Here is an 18,968-nt window from a genome sequence, read left to right on the forward strand (position 1 = left end):
CCTGCCCCAGTGGTCCTGATGTATTTTCTATTCCGCGGTTGATGTCTCTCTCGGGGTGTCCTGGAGTAACGCTTCCCCATTGACGGAATTGTTGTAAGTCTTCGAGTGTGAATTTTCCAGTCAGGCACAATGTGCTGTAAAGCATGGGTGACATGTGTCCGGGATCGAGGAAAAAACGGTCACGACCTTCCCATGTCGGGTCTTGCGGATCGTAAACGAGAAATTCAGTGAATAAAACATTGATGAAGTCTGCTCCACCCATTGCTCCCCCAGGGTGTCCTGACTTCGCTTTTTCAACCATTGAAGCCGACAGTATACGAATATTGTCTGCCGCACGGTTAAGTAAATCGATTGATGTCATAGTGATATGGTTATTTGTAAATTGATTTCATTTACAAAAGTAATGAAATATACATGTATATTAAAATAAAATAATATTCAAAAAAGACAAATATTGCCTCTCTGCTTAATTCTTTTTACTAATCAAGGTTTATTGCTAGCCCCCCCATTGATGTCTCTTTATAGAGGCTCGGTAAATCATGTCCGGTTTGTTGCATCGTACGAACAACTTTATCAAAATTAATAAGGTGTTTTCCATCTGATAACATTGCGAACGAACAAGAATCGAGGGCTCTGGCAGCAGCAAAAGCGTTTCGTTCAATACATGGGACTTGTACCAATCCACACACGGGGTCGCAAGTGAGTCCCAAATGGTGTTCCAATCCCATTTCGGCAGCATACTCTATTTGCTGAGGTGAGCCTCCGAATAGTTGACAAGCCGCACCCGCTGCCATTGCGCATGCTACCCCAACTTCTCCCTGACAGCCGACCTCTGCGCCCGATACCGATGCATTTGTCTTCACTATATTGCCTATAAGTGCTGCTGTAGCAAGGGCTCTTACTATTTTTTGATCACTGAAATCGTGGTTTATTTTTAGGTGATACAATACCGACGGAAGAGTTCCGCTTGATCCACATGTAGGTGCCGTAACAATTACATTGCCACTTGCATTTTCTTCCGACACAGCAAGTGCATAAGAGTATATCAGTGCCCTGCTTTTCATTGAGCCTTGATATCCCTTAGCTTTTATGCTATACATCGAGGCTTTTCGTTGCAATCCCAATCCTCCGGGAAGCAATCCTTCTGCGTCGATACCTCTGTGTATTGCAGCTTCCATTGTTCTCCATACTTCCAGAAGATATTTATATATTTCTTTGCCTTCAGTATCTTCTACATATTCCCAAAATGTTTTGCCTGTTTCGTGGCACCATTGCAGGATTTGCTTCATTGTATTTTTGTCGTACAATTTTTCCTTATTTACTTTGCTATTCCCATCCGATAGGTCACCTCCGCCAATGCTGTATACAATCCATTCTTTTACGGGTTGACCTGCTGTTATAGCTTCGAATTTCATCCCGTTGGTATGGTATGGCAAAACAATCTCAGGCTGCCATATAATTTCTGTAGGGTAGGGTAGTAAGGTGTTTGTGATAGCTACATCCGTCATATGACCTTTTCCTGTAGCTGCAAGGCTTCCGTATAATGTAACTCGGAACGATGTGGCGTCCTTATTTTCTTCTTTAAATATCAAAGCTGCTTTTTGTGGAGCCATTGTGTGGCTACTCGACGGGCCATGTCCGATTTTATACAAATTGCGAATCGATTCCATAATATTTATTTATAAGCTATAACAATTCTTCTTTTCTACTGTTCAGTTCTTAGTTAGAGCACAAAAATAGCAATATTAAATATTGTTAATCCTATAAAAGTAGGAATTAAGATATTTTACTATTATTCCTGTTTTTATAAGAATTCTCAAAGAGTAAGTTTTTATGTCATTTGTATATTTTTTTGTTATGATTTGCGGTTGGGTTAAAGTTAATGATTTGATAATCTGTTAGTCATTCTTAAGGCGTTTTGGAGTTGGATACAAAAAGACATAAATAAACAGGAACTTGTCGGCAATATGATATAAAAAGAAATGATATTTTGATCTAAAAATACATGTTGTACAACACGTTTTTTTATGGATGACAGCTGAAAAGAGATAAGTATTTTTACATCGATTTTATACAATAACAATCTTCACTTAACCTAAACGACCATGAGTTTTTGGATACTAACCATATCCAAATGAGAATCAAAGGGTAATTGAGTTTTGTTTAGTTTAATTACTCTTTGAATTCTCAGAGTTAAGTGCAGAAGATCGACCTAAAGAAGAATGAAATTTGACTAAAACTATAAAAATAAAACAATCTAACTAAATGTAAAAACTTAATCATGAGTAGTACGGAGAAAAAAAATTACTTGTTACCCATCATTGTGATGATCCTGCTTTTCGGGATGGTCTCATTCGTAACAAATCTAGCAGCGCCGATGGGTGTTGTTTTGAAAAACCAATTTGGAGCTAGTAACGCCGAAGGTATGCTAGGTGTGCTTGCTAACTTTATAGCGTATGCATTTATGGGTATTCCTGCTGGTATCTTGTTGAAGAAAATCGGATACAAGAAAACAGCACTTATCGCTATCGTTGTTGGTTTCGTTGGTATTGGTATTCAATACTTATCAGGAGGAGCCGGTAGCTTTGCTATATACCTGATTGGTGCATTTGTTGCAGGTTTCTCTATGTGTATGTTAAATACAGTAGTAAACCCTATGTTGAACACTCTTGGTGGAGGTGGTAACAAAGGTGGTGCATTAATACAAACAGGAGGTACTTTCAACTCTTTGTGTGGTACATTGGTTCCTGTTTTAGTGGGTGTTTTCGTTGCTGACGTGACAAAGGCTAACATTAAAGATGTATACCCTGTTATGTATATTGCTATGGGTGTTTTTGCTTTTGCTTTTATTATTCTGGCATTGGTTCAGATTCCGGAACCTCATATGGAAGTGAAGAAAGCAATTGACAACGTAAAAGACAAATATAGTGCATTATCTTTCCGTCACTTTGTATTAGGTGCGATAGGTATCTTTGTATATGTAGGTGTTGAAGTTGGTATTCCAGGAACATTGAACTTATTCCTTGCGGATAAATCGATTGCGGGGTTGGATGCAACATCAGCAGGTTTTGTAACGGGTACATATTGGTTCTTGATGCTAATCGGACGTTTCTTCGGAGCTTCTATTGGTGGTAAAGTATCAAGTAAGTCAATGCTTACTGTTGCAGCAGGTTTAGGTCTTGTATTAGTCTTATTAGCGATTTTCCTTCCTATAACTACAAAAGTGTCAATGCCAGTATTCCAAAGCATTAACGGTAGTCTTTCATTCGGTATGATGGAAGTGCCTATCAATGCAATGTTCTTGGTATTGTGTGGACTTTGTACTTCTGTAATGTGGGGTGGTATCTTTAATCTTGCAGTAGAAGGATTAGGTAAATATGTAACAACAGCATCGGGTATATTTATGACATTAGTTTGTGGTGGAGGTATCTTACCACTTCTTCAAAACTTCCTAGCTGATAGCGTTGGTTATATGGCAAGTTACTGGGTAGTATTTGTTGGATTGGCTTATCTATTATATTATGCTGCTATCGGTAGCAAAAATGTAAATACAAATATTCCTGTAGAATAATAATTACTGGATATAAAATATATTATAAAAGCCTGCTGAATCTTTTAGCAGGCTTTTGTGTTTTTATTCTTATGGATAATTATCTTATAATAATACAGATTGCTTCTTATACCAACTCATAAGGAGCTATATTTAACGTATTATTTTTATTCAGCTTTATGATTCATTTTTTATTTAATCGCTTTATATTTTATATTTGTATTGTTAAAATTGAGATCGTATTATAGAAAGGTGACAAATAAAAATGAGTAGAAAGGTGTTACTTTTGTTACTTTTTAACAAAAAGCTGAAGAATAAAGTATATTGAAATAAAGAAAACTATGTCAATTAAAAGTATAATTGCTTCGACCTTAAATATTAAGGAGTCTCAGGTGTCGAAAACTGTGGATTTACTCGAATCGGGTGCTACAATACCTTTCATCAGTCGTTATCGTAAAGAGGTAACCGGAGGTCTTGACGAAGTTCAGATAACTGCAATAAAAGAGCAGAATGATAAACTAAATGAGCTTGTAAAACGTAGGGAAACAATCCTAAAGTCGATAGAAGAGCAGGAAAAGTTAACACCTGAACTGAAAAATCGCATAGAGAATTGTTGGAACTCATCGAAACTTGAAGATATTTATTTGCCATATAAGCCAAAACGCCAAACACGAGCTGAAATAGCAAGGAAGAAGGGTTTGGAGCCTTTAGCGAATATTATTATGCTTCAGCAAAGGATTGATGTGCAATCTAAGGCTCAGGCTTTTGTTAAAGGGGATGTCAAGGATGTAAAAGAAGCTATTGCTGGAGCATGTGATATAATTGCCGAACAGATAAATGAGGATGAATATGCCCGTAATTCTATTCGCAACCTTTTTCAGCGTGAGGCAGTTTTAACATCAAAAGTTGTAAAAGGAAAAGAAGAAGAAGGGGATAAATATCGAGATTATTTCGATTTTTCAGAAAAGCTGAATAAAGTTCCTTCTCATAGAATATTGGCTATACGCAGAGGTGAATCGGAAGGTTTTCTCAGGGTAAATATTGCACCTGACGAGGATGCCGCCTTAGAGAGGTTGGATAAACGCTTTCTGAAAGGAGATAACGATAACGAAGCAACGAACTATGTTGCTGATGCAATCGAAGATGGTTATAAACGCCTCTTGAAGCCTTCGATAGAAACAGAATTTGGTGCCTTGTCGAAAGAGAAAGCAGATGAAGACTCGATACATGTATTTACCGAAAATCTGCGCCAATTACTGCTTGCTGCTCCACTAGGAGAAAAAAGAGTATTGGGTATCGATCCCGGGTATCGTACAGGCTGCAAATTAGTGTGTCTTGATGCCGAGGGAAATTTGCTTCACAATGAAACTATATATCCACATCCTCCTCAGAAAGAGATGTCTAAAGCAGGAAGTAAGGTGGTTAAATTAGTAACGACTTATAATATAGATGCTATTGCCATAGGAAACGGAACAGCAAGCCGTGAGACAGAGCACTTTATCACAAATCTTCGCTATGAGAAAGAAGTACAGGTGTTTGTCGTCAGTGAGAACGGAGCATCTATTTATTCTGCGTCAAAGGTTGCAAGAGAAGAATTCCCTGATTATGATGTTACGGTAAGAGGGGCAGTGTCGATTGGTCGCCGATTGATGGATCCATTGGCCGAACTTGTAAAAATAGACCCGAAGTCGATTGGAGTAGGTCAATATCAACATGATGTGGATCAAACTAAGTTGAAAAAATCATTGGATCTTACCGTAGAAAGTTGTGTAAATCTTGTTGGAGTAAACGTTAATACTGCGAGTAAGCATCTTTTGACTTATGTTTCCGGTTTGGGACCTGCTTTGGCTCAAAATATTGTAGACTATCGTGCTTCTAATGGAGCGTTCCGCTCTCGTAAAGAACTGATGAAAGTGCCTCGTATGGGTGAAAAGGCTTTTGAGCAGTGTGCCGGATTTTTGAGAATAGCGGGAGCAGAAAACCCTTTAGATAATTCTGCCGTACATCCTGAAAGCTACCATGTAGTAGAAAATATGGCTAAGGATCTTAAGTGTACGGTAAAAGATTTGATCGATAATAAGGACTTGAAGAAGTCTCTTAAGCTTGAAAAATATGTATCGGATAAAGTTGGTTTGCCAACTTTAAATGATATAATGGATGAGTTGGATAAGCCCGGACGTGATCCTCGTAAGGGTATTAAGGTTTTTGAGTTTGATCCGAATATAAAAACGATAGAGGATCTCAGAGAGGGGATGATATTACCGGGTATTGTGACTAATATTACAAACTTCGGGTGCTTTGTGGATGTGGGTATAAAAGAAAATGGTTTGGTTCATGTCTCAGAACTGGCTGACCGCTTTGTTTCCGATCCGACAGAGGTTGTTTCGTTACATCAACATGTGGAAGTCAGGGTATTGTCTGTTGACACATCTCGAAAAAGAGTGCAACTATCAATGAAAACGGCATAAAATAACAAGAAAATTATGTTTTTAAGCCTATTTTTAAACTCTGGTTCGTTATAATTGTTATTAAAATCAGATTATCTTTGTCTGAACTTTTTAAATAGAAAAACAAATGAAAAATTTAGTAGAAAAATTAAATCAAGATTTTGCCGCATTCTCTAAAGACGCAGCTTCACAAATCGAAAACGGTAATAAAGCAGCTGGCCAACGTGCTAGAAAAATTTCACTTGACATAGAAAAAGCTCTAAAAGAGTTTCGTAAACAGTCAATTGAAGCAGCTAAATAAAAGCATAATGCAATATTGCACGGAGGCTGTCTCATATTAGATTTGAGATGGCCTTTTTAATTTATTAGCTTTAGATGTTAATTATATTATTGCTCCTATAATTAAGGGTTAGATTATGAATTTAGAATTTCTTACATCAGAAGTCTGCAAAATAGCTAAAGAAGGAGGGCACTTTTTAGCACAAGAAAGAAAAACCTTTCGTAAGGATAGGGTAGAGGAGAAAAATGCACATGATTATGTTTCGTATGTTGACAAGGAAACAGAAAAGCTATTAGTTGCCAGATTGTCACAGCTTCTGCCTCAAGCGGGATTTATTACGGAAGAAGATACGGTTGCTTTTGAGAAGAAAGATTATTATTGGGTTATCGATCCTTTGGACGGTACTACCAATTATATACAAGACAACGCCCCTTACTGCGTGAGCATAGCTCTGACTAGTGATACCGAAATATTGTTAGGTGTGGTTTACGAAGTCTGTAGAGATGAATGTTTCTATGCTTGGAAAGGTGGTAGCTCTTTCTTGAATGAGACTCAAATACGCGTTTCTGATACGGACAATATGGGTCAAGCTTTTATCGGCTTAGACCTTCCTTATAATGCAGGGGATTACAAACCGGTAGTTAATTATTTGATGGATTCATTGTATGGGAAGGTTTCGAGTGTGCGGATAAATGGTTCAGCTGCTATGTCGATGTGTTACGTTGCCGCAGGAAGGTTCGATGCGTGGGCTGAAGCATATATTAAACCGTGGGATTTTATGGCAGGGGCATTAATTGTGCTTCAAGCAGGAGGGGCTGTTACTAATTTTACCGATAGTTCTTTATTTAGGAAAGGACATGATATATTGGCATCCAATTCATTGCTCCATAATGATATGTTGGGACTACTAGCTCCATTTAAGGATTCTTTGTGATTGTTTTATTTGTTTTAAAGAAAACAGCATGTTAAGAATATTATGCTACAATTGAGCTTATTAGTAAGATAAGTTTTATAAATTTGAACTATCAATATACAGATACGCTATACTTCGAAAGCAAAATTAGAATATATGATAGAAAAGAGAGATTTAAACTTGGCTGTGCTTATCGATGCCGATAATGTGCCTTACTCGAATATAAAGGGTATGCTTGATGAAATTGCTAAAATAGGTGTGCCAACTATCAAAAGAATTTATGGGGACTGGACAAAGCCTAGCGTTTCGGGATGGAAGCAACCTTTGTTGGAGCATGCAATAACTCCAATACAACAATATAGTTATACAACAGGTAAGAATGCTACCGATTCGGCAATGATTATCGATGCTATGGATATTTTGCATGGCGGTAGGGTTGATGGTTTCTGTCTGGTATCCAGCGATAGTGATTTTACGCGTTTAGCCGTGAGGCTGAGAGAGTCCGGTATGCAAGTAATAGGTATTGGAGAAAAGAAAACGCCTAGTCCGTTTATTGTAGCTTGTGATAAGTTTATTTATATAGAGATTATACGAGATTCAGATGATAATAATGAAACCGAGCCTTCTGCGTCTACAGTTAAGAAACAACAGGAAAAGACTGTTGAACCTGTAAATAAAAAGTTGATAAATCTATTAAAGAGTACCATTAGAGACCTTGCCGATGATGATGGGTGGGCTTACTTGGGTGATATGGGTAATCTCGTTATAAAGAAGCGTCCTGATTTTGATTCACGCAATTACGGCTTTTCAAAGCTTGCTGCCTTGGTTAAAGCTCAAAGTAAACATTTTGAAATGGATGAACGCAAGAGCGAAAAGGGACATTCGCGTTTGGTATTTGTTAAAATAAAGGAGTGATTTTATATTCTCGCTCTTTATTTATTATTAATACTATTTGTCTCTATTAAGAATAATATTAATTTTTTATATGTTTATTGGGCTGTTGTTTAGCCTGAAGGATATATCTTCGCACCCTGAATATGAGAATATTTAAAAGCTGCACAATGAAGAAAATTTTTATTATATGCATGTCTTTGTATTATTTTATCTCAATTTGGGGACAAGATCAAATACTAAAGTATGAAGTAAACAATGTAGGAGAACTACAATACAATATAACAGATGCCCGCGAAAAAGATGTGAAGTATGTGAATTTATTGAGCATGGAGGCTTCCCTTAGAACAGATAAATGGTGGAAAAACGGATTATTTGATATTGCATTTTGGTCGGTAGGAAGAACATTTTCTCACAATATTGCAAATGATTTTTTAACCTTTTCCAATATAGAAGAAGATAATTTTTGGCTTGTTTGCTCAAAATTTGGTTATCAGCAGACCTTCGGAGACTTTAGTTTGTTTGCAGGGATACGAAATATGAACTTAGATTATTTTAATAGCCCGTATTCTTCTTTCTTTACAAATAGTTCGGCAGGAATCTTTCCCACCATCTCTATGAACTATAGTGTACCAAACTATCCACTCGGAGCTATCGGATTGCATACTGAATATACGAAAGGAGTTATTAATGTCAAAAATTCATATTATAATCATTTAGATAATGTAAATAAAGCATTGGTTTTTAACTTCAAATTTAATCCAAAGAAATATGGGTTCGTCAATATTACTCAATTTGCATATATGCCTTTAGATGGGTTTTATGCAGCAGGGGTGGTTTTGGATAAACTCCCCGAAAAGTCTTTAAGATATTCATTGTATATGTTGGCCGAACAATCTATACTGCAAACAGATAAACAAGATCTAGGTATTGTCGCTCAGTTAGGGTATGCCCCACGGAAAAGCAACGAATGTTATTTATACTATGGGGTGGGAGTTGTTATGAATAATTTATTCGGAAGAAAAGGACGGGATACTCTAGGATTAAATGCTTTCAGAGCAAATATGTCACAAGGAGCAGAAACGGCTTTGGAAATGTCATATAAATATATAATCACTTCACATATTTCGATTCAACCCGCATTGCACTATATACATAGACAGGGTAAAGATGATTTGGTTGGACTTCTCCGTGGAAGCTTTACTTTTGGAAACTAAGGTTATTACTTTTTTTGATACTGTCGGATATATCATCAGTCTTAGCTTGTGGAAAATATAAATTTCATTATCTCTTATTTTCGATATAATCAGAATAAAATATAGGTATAGAATATCTATACCTATATTTTATTTTTCTTTACCTAGTCTTTAAAGTATTTTAATCATCGAATTTACTATTCTACAATATATTCTACTTCATGAGCTTCTACCAATTGTGGAATTTCTAACTTTTGTAACATTTTATCCAATACTTTTTCAGGTAAAACATCCTCTCTATTTAGATTTTGAGCACGCCATTGGGCGTAAGGCTTTTCTAAATATACTATTTTGACTTTTGCATCATATAAAGTAAAAAGATCTACTAATTGTTGACGCATTAGCCGTGTAATATTAGTTGCATTCCAGATGAAATTTTGTCCTTTTCGAAGATATACGCGAGCTTGTTCCTTTGCTTCTTGAACTACTTTACCGGTAGCAGATCTATCTGTTGGACTTAATTTATACTTTTTGCGAATAGCATCGAGGCTTATAACTGGAATATCTGTATTTAAAGATTGTATATAGTGATCTTTTCCCATCCCTGGTAGACCTGAAAGTATCGTAACTTCACTTTTGAAGTTATCAAATGGAACATAGCCGATATATCCGTCTATCGAGTCGAAATATTGAAATCGTGCATTCGGATTTTCAAACTCTAATGCTTTTCCCCAACATTCCTGCTCTTTACAAAACAGTTCAAAAAGCTCAAGAGATTCAAGTAATTGTGGTAAGTTATTACATATTCTACCTTTGGCATCAGCCTCGGCTAGTGTTTTTAATTGCGAAGTGCTTATCCTTAAAGACACTTCATGGATCTTTTTTGCAGGTTCTACTTTTTCTAATAGCCAAAGAGGCAGACCATGGTAACGTACAAAGGATGCAATTCTTTCACGGATATGAAACGGTGTAGGGACATCTCGAAATAAGACTGTACGTGCTGTATATTCTCCTCTCCGAGCATGTCCATTTGCTGATACCTTGCCAAAACCTTCGTCAAGAGATGTTGAACGTTTTTCTACATCATGCAACAGGGCACTTACCCAAAGTATTTCTTGATCCTGTTCCGATAGGGATTTGTATTCTTCCGATTTCGTCAATTCATCTAAGACCATCTGTGTATGAGTTGCTACGTTACCTTCTTTATGATGTATCTTATGTTGCGGAACTTCTTTCATATCCTCTATCCAATCAAATTTTTTTTCAAGGGTATTCCAACTTTTATCTTGTGTTAATTTCCAAATTTTTTCCATAATTTCTAGTTTTATTCAGCCGGAAGAGTCATTCTCTTATTAACGGGCTTCATCTCAAAGTGACATTTCTCGTTTTTTTATTGTGAGCCCAACGGGCATTTGTTTTTTAGATTTCTGTTCAACATATATGATTTAGGTTGCCATTACATATAGTTCTATAAAATGAAAAGACATACAGAATCATATCTTTGTGAAAATATAATGCAATTGCTTTAGTTAATAAAATGTATAATAAATATAGCCCGTGAGGTAAGACTCAAGAAGGGGTAATAAAAGGAAAGAATTCCAGTATCTATTCTATACTGAACAATTACATGACTTTATTTTCTAAAAAATAGAATAAATTGATTCTTACAAAGGTATAAATATTTTTTAACTAAACAAAATTGAGCTAAGGCTATAATAATAGAATAACATCTCGAATAAACTATTTAAAATTCCCAATCAATAAATATTGATACAGAGCTTGTTGTGAAAAACGTATATAAAAGTTGATGGAATTGTTTGTAGAAACAAAAAAAAGACATACATTTGCATCGCTTTAGAGGAAATATCTATAAGCAAAAATATTGGAGAGATGGCAGAGTGGTCGATTGCGGCGGTCTTGAAAACCGTTGAACTGCGAGGTTCCGGGGGTTCGAATCCCTCTCTCTCCGCTGAAAGGTCTAGACAATAACAGTACAAAAACCTACAAGTCAACAACTTGTAGGTTTTTTTGTTCCCAATATGTCCGTAACAAAAGACACGAAAAAGCCCCCAAAAGACACAGTTTTGTGCCTAAATCGTTACCTGTTTGAAGGAAATTGTTTTGTAAGGGATTAATTTTCAGTGAATAGAAAGGTCTTGAATATCCTCCCATATGTATCCTTAATTAAAATCAAATACACGCGAATCAAAGAATCTAATTAAGAAGAAATATTAAAATGCATCCATCTACTTAGAATTAGAGGAGCAGAATGGTCCGAAACGAAGGAGTATAATAGTTACCTAAAAAATAACGAATAGAATAACTGTCTGAAATTAAGAAGATCTACAACGTTTGATAATTGAAGAGGCTAGTGAACTATATGAAACTTTGTATAGTCTCGTACATTTGAATATGAGATGGATGACTGTTAGAAAACTGTATAATTTCGAATGATTTGGCAATTTAGGATAACCATATTATAACTCACCACTCAAGTAGATATCACTCTATTTGAATGGTGAGTTTTTTGTATAATTACATTCAATACAAATCATAGCAAATGAGCTATTTTATCTCATTTCGGCATTGTGTTTGTCGAAAACGGCCAATATTGCATCATATTGCTGATCGCAACTTAAAAAGACATTCTTTAATTTATCTACTCTTGCCAATCTATATTTCAAGAATATTTAGGTTTCAAAGATTAACAATTGTCTTTTTTAAACTAAATCGCCCAACACAAAGGCTAACATTGGAATAATGGTGAAAATAATTGCGATATAAATTATCCAAAGAGCTATTTTTCGTGTTTGATGGTTATATCTTTTTATGGTTTTGCCTTCTGTGAGCTTTTTCCTTGCTAAGCGAAAATATAGCGCTACGACTAAAAGTACAAATGAAAGATCTATAGGGGCTACACCCAATTTATACTTCCATATAATAGCGTATGCAATAGCATATATAGTAAATAATATCAATAGCAGTATACTTTTGTTTTTTGCCTGATTATTTTTATGTGTGTTTTCAGAAGAGATCGGGTTATTAATGATTTCCTTTGAGCTCATATTATTTAATTTAAAATGTTTTTTAATTGGGGTATAAATAAAATCCTACATAGAATTGATTTGGATTATTTTATATAATTCATGTTATTACAAAAATTATATTATTATCCTATGAACATCACGATAAACACGAATATGTTTATAACAAACCATAAAATAAGCATTATTTTAGCATGTCGACGGGTCGTTTCATTATATTTATGAAAACTTTCTCCACTTACCGTTTTTGTTTTGCTGACTAGATAGTTTATCGCAACAAACAAACCGATAAATCCAGCTAGAATAGCCAAAATGTATCCCAATGCAATATTACCTTTAATACCATCTGATAGTACTTTTTTCTCATTTTCTTTTTCAGACGAGAGAATAGCAATATTAAAGTTTCTCTTTTTCAGTTCTTCTCTAGCTAAAAGCTCCCATTCTTTCTTGTAATCAGATGGAGACACATAAATCTTTACAAGCTCATTGGTTGATTTATTTTTTATTATCCACAAATCAATATTTTGAAAATCAATTTCACCAACATTATAACCCCTGACGGCAGCTTCTTCCATCGCCAATTCTATAAAAAGCGGATTATAATCAGCTTGTTTTTTTAACACAGTTAAAATTTGCTCATTTGTCATTTTTTTGATATTTTTATAAAATACCTCTTTGTTTGAAAGTTCATTTGTTTTTAAAACCATAAGATGACAATTTTTAGGGTTAATGTATATTTCTATTTCAAAACATTTCTGTAAAAATAATCTTGCAAATTATATTTTAAATCTTGCATTTATTATAAACTGCTAATACAAGATTTTACAAGGTTATTGTCCGATGCATAACTAAACTATCTGTATTTGTTTTTCTGTCGCCAAGGTGCATTTATCTCCTGATCTCCGGCCATAATGGACTCATAGGGTATAATTTCATCTACGACTTCACCCAATTGAAACTCCTCTATTTAGTTTTTAACAGAATTTGCATTTTTATACGCACTTGGCAATTCTGATATATCAATATTATTTGAGAAAAACCGAACATCTAATCCTCGTGTTTCTTCTGCAAATAATTCTTCAATAGTTTTATCTGTTTTTGCTTTTTTATGAGCGTTTCTGCTATGATTTCTACCAGCTCCATGCGGTGTGAATCCTAAGTTGCTTTCTGTCGTTTTTCCTTTTACAATAAGTACTGGCATACTCATATTTACTGGTATAATTCGTAAACCATTGATGCTGTCTGGAACAAACTTATTATCCAGAGGTGTAGCTCCCTTTGCATGGTAGAAGAAATTTTCATCCTTAAAAACAAAATTGTGTTTATTCCAAAATCTATCTACCAAATCAATTTTCAGTTTTTCGAGTGTTGCATCGTGAATAGTTGTATGATTTAGTTTTGTCCATTCTCTCATAATTTGCAGTGCTTCCCAATATGATTTGCCTTCGATTGTATCATAAGGTATCCATGCATTTACAGGAAGTGTATTTGGAGAAATTTCTCTTCGGAATGTTTCGGCAATCTTCATTCCTTGAACATATAAATTAGCACCAAAGCCACGGCTACCGTGATGAGTTACCATTATAGTTTCTTTCGTTTGTTTTGAAGTGCCCACAAATAAAAAGTGATTCCCATCCCCCTGTGTACCTAAGTGTGATTTTGCAAGATTTAAACTCACCTGATTGTTTATAAATTTATTTTCTAATATTTTTTGTTCTAAAAATGGAGGAAGGTCTGAAAACTCAAGTCTACCGCCATGACCAAAATGCGTTATTAATTGAGCTTTGTCTAAAACTTCTTTTGGTGAGATGTACCCCATATTCGTTATCATTACAGAGCAACAAATGTCTGCACTATGCATAGATGGATGTATCGCATTTTTTGCAACAGCTACTCCACCAACCGGAATCTGGCCAAGTTCACCTGTCGGGCAAGCGTCTCGCATTAAAGCACCATAGAGCAATGTAGGAGTCTTCATCAAGACTTCCATTGTTGCAAAAACTCGTTGCATATTTGAAATTTCATCTGCACTTTCTGCTTTAATATTTTTATAATAAAAAAAGGTTCATCAAAAGGCTCTCTAATTTTCGGCACAGTGGCTTTGAGATAAGAAGTAAGTTCTTCTCCTTCCAAACCGTTTTGGTTTACGAACTTAATAGCTTCTTTAAACCATTTTGAAGGTCTATAGCCTAATTCGATAAGCTGTTTTGCTGTAATCATTTCGCTAAATAGCTTATTAGATTTTAACAATCACTAAATTCTTAAGACTCAAAATCAACAGACCCAATATAAAACTTATAATCAACAACTTCATTTTCAAATTTAGTTATTTATTTCATATTTACATTTGACAAAACCAATATTCTTTTTATTATTTTAACAATAATTACTGCAGATTGAAACATAAGTTTTACTATCCTTTATAAAATGATAATAATTGTAATGTTCTTACTTTTCCTAAACTTGTTTTCATCGAAACTCAAACATCTATTTATTTTATATTCATAGTTGTTCGATTGTTATTGTAATCTTATTTTTTTAGAAAACCGAGTAATAAAAATTGTTGTAAATATGGCTAAACATAATAGTAATAATATTTTTGTGACTATATAAAAATTACTATATGATAAAGAGGCTATATAATAAATACAATCAAAAAGATATAATGATACAATCGAAATAAACCAAAGCTTAATGATTTTTCGATTTGAATATCCACTGTAGAGCTTTTCAAAACGTACTTGCAGATTATCCGTATAAAGAAATAGACGATTTAATAACCACAAGTAGATACAGGATATACCTATTCTCAAAATAAACTCAATAATTCGATTATTAACAATGGATATAAAAATAGATAAAAAACAAACCAATAAGATAATATTTAATATAACTGGGTTGAAAACAAATGCTTTATAAAATTTAGTATAAATGGTGCTCAGTGCAATAAACCAGAACAGAGAAAATTGGAATAAAACGTCTGTTAATGCTAATAAATAAGGTATTCTTCCGTATATAAAATCTCTAAACCAAAATAAATTATTGTCTTTTATCCAAGCGTAAAAGTTAGCAGGAGCAATATTATAACGAGCTATGAAATATGATTGCTCTAACAAAACAAGGAAAATATACATCCATACAAAAATGATTACAAATTTTCCCAATTTAGTAACGAATAATACCGAAGGTTTGAATTTATTTCTCGGATTAACAAGAAACAACCCGATAGTTGACAAAATGACAAGTATAATAAGTCCTGTAAATATTTCTGAACCAAACAGATTAAAAAGGCGATTTCTGAATGTATCTAACCGGCATAAATTATGTAAGTCCGGCATAAAACAGAGGATTGACAAAATTAATGTCAGCATAATGTGTAGAATGCGAACACCTACTTTTATTATCACATTCCCTTCCCACCACAACACGAAGACTAACAAATAAAGTGCTATTGGGTAGATATTTAAAGTAGTATAATTCATAAAAGTGTATATAAGCAATATCATAATAATATTTACAGTAAGTATAAAGGATATAATTCCTTTCTGTATATTTTCTTTTAATATATATTTGTTTTTCATTGGTTTGCTAATTGAAGAGTACTTTAAAATCAAATGGAATCTTTGTCCTGTTTTACAAAAATGATTATATCTAAAGGTATTGAGCGATAAAACCTGGCTTTAAATCTAGACAGCCTCTTAAAGCCAGGAATTTTTTCGTATTGAGGTTATTGTGACCCTTTTTTATCAGACAAAGTTGACTTTCTGCTAATTTAGATTTTCAATTATATCTCCATTTTTATTAATAGAATAATACCAATAGAGATACTCCTCCGAATATTCATCATAATCATCATATTTAGTATTTTTTTCTTTTATCATAACTTCCGCTTTTCCATTTTTGAAAGATTTTGCATCATCCCATCTTTTCGAGATAGCTAATTGCCCTTGTTTATTAATATATCCCCACTTATTATCAGAAAAACGAACAGCGGAATATCCCTCTGAAAATGGTTCAACACTTCTAATATCTTCATCGAAGTCAAATAACAGTTCACCTTGTTTATTAATGCAGGAGTATGCGGTTATGTATAAGTATTCTGCAATTACGGCAGTCATCTGAATTATGGCGACTCCATCACTAAAATCGTTAGTGAACATCACGATAGATTTTTCAGGTTGATAGTAAAATTCTACCGTACCCTTTTTATTAAAGTATCCATTTTGATAGATTCCTGATCCGACCTCGTATCTATATGAAATCAAACCTTCAGAGCATTTACCAATGCTTTCATATTTTACAGGAATTATTTCCTTCCCTATTTGATTGATCGATCCATATTTATCGCCAATCGCCACTTTTGCAATGCCCTCACTAAAATCTCCAACCTGATCATACTTTGCCGGTACTATAATTACCCCTGATTGATTCTTGAATCCTATTTTTCCATTTAGATAATACTTTACGAGATTTTGTGAATATAATGACTGAATATTTAGCAAGCATACAGCAAGCATTAACTTAAAAATCATTTTTTTCATAGTTGTAAAAATTAAATTGTAACTCTGACTTATTTTCAGAAAGCGATTTCGCATTTTATAGATCGATCTACTAAACTAAAAACTGTAACCTACTCTCCATACATTGCCGGACTACATGTCTTAATCGTGTCTATCTTAAGTGGAAATAAACTTTGTCCTAAGAATTTTAATGTGTCTTTTTCTTCACCTTTAAAAACCACAACAACATCTATCGGTTGTGATTCTTTTCCCAGAATAATATTCTTTGTTAAACAAATTAAAGAATCTCCAGTTACGATGATGCCATCACACCATATACTCAATTTATTACTTTTATCTGTAAGGAAGAAAACATCCTCCTCCTTAGCCTTATACCTTTCATAATCGCAATCAATTTCATAATTATAATCGATTATTTTTTGATCCTTAGTGATATTGATATAATGTGGAGGAGCAAATACGTTAAAACAGGATTTAATTCCATACAAATCGCTTTCTTTATATATTCTAGGCTTATTCATTTCGATAAAAACTATAATAACGATCCATAATATATAAATTGGGTGGATTAGTACTACTCTTAATATAAGGTCACCTATGCTACCATAATTTTTTAATGTGTAATAAAGATCAATAGCGATAATTATTATATAAATGGCAATTATAATAATAAAGAATAGTTTCATGTCTTTTATTTTTAGATATTATTAAACTTTTGTCAGAAAGGTTCTAAATAAAAAGAATGGCTTATTTGAAATATTAAGCTGGGTTTTTATTAAATATTATATATTCAATTTATTTGACTCGAAATAAGTCTGTTAATTTCAGGATACTCTGCTTCTAGTAAAAGGACTGTAGAAATACAACTATATAATACAATACCTTTTTTATCGATCAGAACAGTATAAGGTACAACTGTTGTATTAAATTTTTGCATTACTTCCAAATCGACATCCATACCTATAGTATTATTATATCTATCATTTACATAAGGAAGCCTTTTAATTAAATATTCTTTAATTAGATCATAGTCTACATTATATTTTTTATCCCAACCACTAAACCCTATGGTTAAAACATTAAAACTATCTTTAGTATGTGCTTCTAAAATCTTGTTTTCTATATACTTGAAATTTCTTAAACATGGCATACAACCCGGATAATAGAAATTAATCAGAGTAGGTTTTCCGATTAGATCCTTCTGGCTTATAGTGCTACTATCCATTAGCTTAATCTTAAAACTAGGAATATAGCTACCTTCTTGTATAATCCAATTAATATTATCTGAGATTACCGGCTTAAAATTTATATTTGGAAAAGATTCTGATATTGTACTACTTTCTATCGCTCTCACATTTTTAAAATACCATTTATCACCATTAATGTCCTTTGATATTGCGAGAATTATTTCATAAGAATTCAAAGTGTCAAGCTGATTAATTAAAGACCATTTAATAATTAATGGGCAATATAGCTTATCATCTTTTTCATAAATAGAACCTTCATAAACTTTATAAAAATTATTAATTTCATAATTAAGATATTTAATCTCATTTTTTTTACAGTTAGAAAAATATTCGCTATACTTCAAATAAATAGAATCTTGCCCCCCATTTAATGTAATTGTAGAATTACTCGTGTAATTAATAATTGTCCTGACATCTTCCATAATATAAGCGGTAGCATATAATTTGGCTTGATCTCTTACTGTTTCTAACATCGTATTTTGTGCAGATAAAAAAACTGGAAATAATAGATAAATGCTTACAATAAGATATTTCATGATAAATGTATATTTGTTCATTTTTTGAGAAACACTTTTTGAACTTGCACATTTCACAGAGCTAATAATTATTTTTAAAATCATTATAATTTTTTTCATGTTTTTCTAGTTTAACGTCCACTCCTTATAGTAGACAAATTTGCCAGATGGTTTCGCTAGGGTAATTCTTACACTCTGGACAAATAAAAGGTATACTATTCCTTTTTGAGCAATTGTCCAAGGGTTCATTCATTGTTTTAATGGTTCCGCATATCTATTCTTGGGTTTCACTAGCAAATGTATTACTGTAAATTGAAAATTATATCTTGTATTTATTGCAAACTATCAATACAAGATTTTACAAG

Annotated in this window: 15 protein-coding genes, 1 tRNA gene and 1 pseudogene; 7 read left to right on the plus strand and 10 right to left on the minus strand. The window is 33.6% G+C overall.

Features of this window, described 5'->3' with window-relative positions; translation table 11 throughout:
• Together BGO84_RS06400 and BGO84_RS06405 are read right to left on the minus strand one after the other, a co-directional pair.
• Positions 1–361: pseudogene (locus tag BGO84_RS06400) on the minus strand (transketolase); the annotation flags it as partial.
• Between the two features lie 118 nt (positions 362–479).
• Complete coding sequence (locus tag BGO84_RS06405; RefSeq protein ID WP_291028517.1) at positions 480–1,670, minus strand: L-serine ammonia-lyase; 1,191 nt, start codon at positions 1,668–1,670, stop codon at positions 480–482.
• A gap of 611 nt (positions 1,671–2,281) precedes the next feature.
• Between BGO84_RS06405 and BGO84_RS06410 the strand changes: the two genes are divergently transcribed.
• The 6 genes from BGO84_RS06410 (at position 2,282) to BGO84_RS06435 (ending at position 9,298) form a co-directional block, all read left to right on the plus strand.
• Positions 2,282–3,571, plus strand: coding sequence for an MFS transporter (locus BGO84_RS06410; RefSeq protein ID WP_135104115.1), 1,290 nt, complete (start codon positions 2,282–2,284; stop codon positions 3,569–3,571).
• Between the two features lie 320 nt (positions 3,572–3,891).
• Positions 3,892–6,018, plus strand: coding sequence for a Tex family protein (locus tag BGO84_RS06415; protein WP_291028518.1), 2,127 nt, complete (start codon positions 3,892–3,894; stop codon positions 6,016–6,018).
• A 106-nt stretch (positions 6,019–6,124) separates the two neighbouring features.
• The gene (locus BGO84_RS06420; RefSeq protein WP_006842762.1) at positions 6,125–6,298 is read left to right on the plus strand and encodes a histone H1; all 174 of its coding nucleotides are present in this window, start codon (positions 6,125–6,127) and stop codon (positions 6,296–6,298) included.
• Positions 6,299–6,413: 115 nt separating this feature from the next.
• The gene (locus tag BGO84_RS06425; RefSeq protein ID WP_291028519.1) at positions 6,414–7,211 is read left to right on the plus strand and encodes an inositol monophosphatase family protein; all 798 of its coding nucleotides are present in this window, start codon (positions 6,414–6,416) and stop codon (positions 7,209–7,211) included.
• A gap of 135 nt (positions 7,212–7,346) precedes the next feature.
• Positions 7,347–8,105 (plus strand): NYN domain-containing protein, encoded by a 759-nt coding sequence (locus BGO84_RS06430; protein WP_291028520.1) that lies wholly within the window; start codon positions 7,347–7,349, stop codon positions 8,103–8,105.
• Between the two features lie 146 nt (positions 8,106–8,251).
• Positions 8,252–9,298, plus strand: coding sequence for a carbohydrate porin (locus tag BGO84_RS06435; protein WP_291028521.1), 1,047 nt, complete (start codon positions 8,252–8,254; stop codon positions 9,296–9,298).
• Positions 9,299–9,474: 176 nt separating this feature from the next.
• On the opposite strand, the gene BGO84_RS06440 is transcribed toward BGO84_RS06435, so the two are convergent.
• On the minus strand, positions 9,475–10,590 hold the full coding sequence (locus BGO84_RS06440) for an AAA family ATPase (protein WP_291028522.1): 1,116 nt from the start codon (positions 10,588–10,590) through the stop codon (positions 9,475–9,477).
• A 571-nt stretch (positions 10,591–11,161) separates the two neighbouring features.
• On the opposite strand from BGO84_RS06440, the gene BGO84_RS06445 reads away from it, so the two are divergent.
• A tRNA-Ser gene (locus tag BGO84_RS06445) sits at positions 11,162–11,246 on the plus strand.
• Positions 11,247–11,997: 751 nt separating this feature from the next.
• Here BGO84_RS06445 and BGO84_RS06450 read toward each other — a convergent pair.
• The 7 genes from BGO84_RS06450 to BGO84_RS06480 all read right to left on the minus strand — a co-directional run bounded on the left by BGO84_RS06450 (position 11,998) and on the right by BGO84_RS06480 (position 18,723).
• Positions 11,998–12,342 (minus strand): hypothetical protein, encoded by a 345-nt coding sequence (locus BGO84_RS06450; protein WP_291028523.1) that lies wholly within the window; start codon positions 12,340–12,342, stop codon positions 11,998–12,000.
• A gap of 104 nt (positions 12,343–12,446) precedes the next feature.
• The gene (locus BGO84_RS06455; protein ID WP_291028524.1) at positions 12,447–13,028 is read right to left on the minus strand and encodes a hypothetical protein; all 582 of its coding nucleotides are present in this window, start codon (positions 13,026–13,028) and stop codon (positions 12,447–12,449) included.
• Positions 13,029–13,288: 260 nt separating this feature from the next.
• The gene (locus tag BGO84_RS06460; RefSeq protein ID WP_291028525.1) at positions 13,289–14,299 is read right to left on the minus strand and encodes an RtcB family protein; all 1,011 of its coding nucleotides are present in this window, start codon (positions 14,297–14,299) and stop codon (positions 13,289–13,291) included.
• On the minus strand, positions 14,299–14,541 hold the full coding sequence (locus BGO84_RS06465; protein WP_291028526.1) for a hypothetical protein: 243 nt from the start codon (positions 14,539–14,541) through the stop codon (positions 14,299–14,301). Before BGO84_RS06465 ends, BGO84_RS06460 begins: the two co-directional genes overlap by 1 nt.
• Positions 14,542–16,088: 1,547 nt before the next feature.
• On the minus strand, positions 16,089–16,853 hold the full coding sequence (locus tag BGO84_RS06470; protein WP_291028527.1) for a WG repeat-containing protein: 765 nt from the start codon (positions 16,851–16,853) through the stop codon (positions 16,089–16,091).
• Between the two features lie 98 nt (positions 16,854–16,951).
• Positions 16,952–17,527 carry a hypothetical protein gene (locus BGO84_RS06475; RefSeq protein WP_291028528.1) on the minus strand — a complete coding sequence of 192 codons (576 nt, stop codon included), beginning with the start codon at positions 17,525–17,527 and terminating at the stop codon, positions 16,952–16,954.
• Between the two features lie 104 nt (positions 17,528–17,631).
• Complete coding sequence (locus BGO84_RS06480; RefSeq protein ID WP_291028529.1) at positions 17,632–18,723, minus strand: TlpA disulfide reductase family protein; 1,092 nt, start codon at positions 18,721–18,723, stop codon at positions 17,632–17,634.
• Between the last annotated feature and the right edge of the window lie 245 nt (positions 18,724–18,968).

The organism is Dysgonomonas sp. 37-18 (assembly GCF_001899125.1).
Classification (GTDB): Bacteria; Bacteroidota; Bacteroidia; order Bacteroidales; family Dysgonomonadaceae; genus Dysgonomonas.

What these genes read in the sequence shown, in the direction of transcription:
- BGO84_RS06460 (WP_291028525.1), bottom strand. Translation starts at nt 14,299, where the DNA reads ATGAAGACTCCTACATTGCTCTATGGTGCTTTAATGCGAGACGCTTGC.
- BGO84_RS06415 (WP_291028518.1), top strand. Translation starts at nt 3,892, where the DNA reads ATGTCAATTAAAAGTATAATTGCTTCGACCTTAAATATTAAGGAGTCT.
- BGO84_RS06480 (WP_291028529.1), bottom strand. Translation starts at nt 18,723, where the DNA reads ATGAAAAAAATTATAATGATTTTAAAAATAATTATTAGCTCTGTGAAA.
- BGO84_RS06405 (WP_291028517.1), bottom strand. Translation starts at nt 1,670, where the DNA reads ATGGAATCGATTCGCAATTTGTATAAAATCGGACATGGCCCGTCGAGT.
- BGO84_RS06440 (WP_291028522.1), bottom strand. Translation starts at nt 10,590, where the DNA reads ATGGAAAAAATTTGGAAATTAACACAAGATAAAAGTTGGAATACCCTT.
- BGO84_RS06450 (WP_291028523.1), bottom strand. Translation starts at nt 12,342, where the DNA reads ATGAGCTCAAAGGAAATCATTAATAACCCGATCTCTTCTGAAAACACA.
- BGO84_RS06410 (WP_135104115.1), top strand. Translation starts at nt 2,282, where the DNA reads ATGAGTAGTACGGAGAAAAAAAATTACTTGTTACCCATCATTGTGATG.
- BGO84_RS06420 (WP_006842762.1), top strand. Translation starts at nt 6,125, where the DNA reads ATGAAAAATTTAGTAGAAAAATTAAATCAAGATTTTGCCGCATTCTCT.
- BGO84_RS06455 (WP_291028524.1), bottom strand. Translation starts at nt 13,028, where the DNA reads ATGGTTTTAAAAACAAATGAACTTTCAAACAAAGAGGTATTTTATAAA.
- BGO84_RS06435 (WP_291028521.1), top strand. Translation starts at nt 8,252, where the DNA reads ATGAAGAAAATTTTTATTATATGCATGTCTTTGTATTATTTTATCTCA.
- BGO84_RS06425 (WP_291028519.1), top strand. Translation starts at nt 6,414, where the DNA reads ATGAATTTAGAATTTCTTACATCAGAAGTCTGCAAAATAGCTAAAGAA.
- BGO84_RS06430 (WP_291028520.1), top strand. Translation starts at nt 7,347, where the DNA reads ATGATAGAAAAGAGAGATTTAAACTTGGCTGTGCTTATCGATGCCGAT.
- BGO84_RS06465 (WP_291028526.1), bottom strand. Translation starts at nt 14,541, where the DNA reads ATGATTACAGCAAAACAGCTTATCGAATTAGGCTATAGACCTTCAAAA.
- BGO84_RS06470 (WP_291028527.1), bottom strand. Translation starts at nt 16,853, where the DNA reads ATGATTTTTAAGTTAATGCTTGCTGTATGCTTGCTAAATATTCAGTCA.
- BGO84_RS06475 (WP_291028528.1), bottom strand. Translation starts at nt 17,527, where the DNA reads ATGAAACTATTCTTTATTATTATAATTGCCATTTATATAATAATTATC.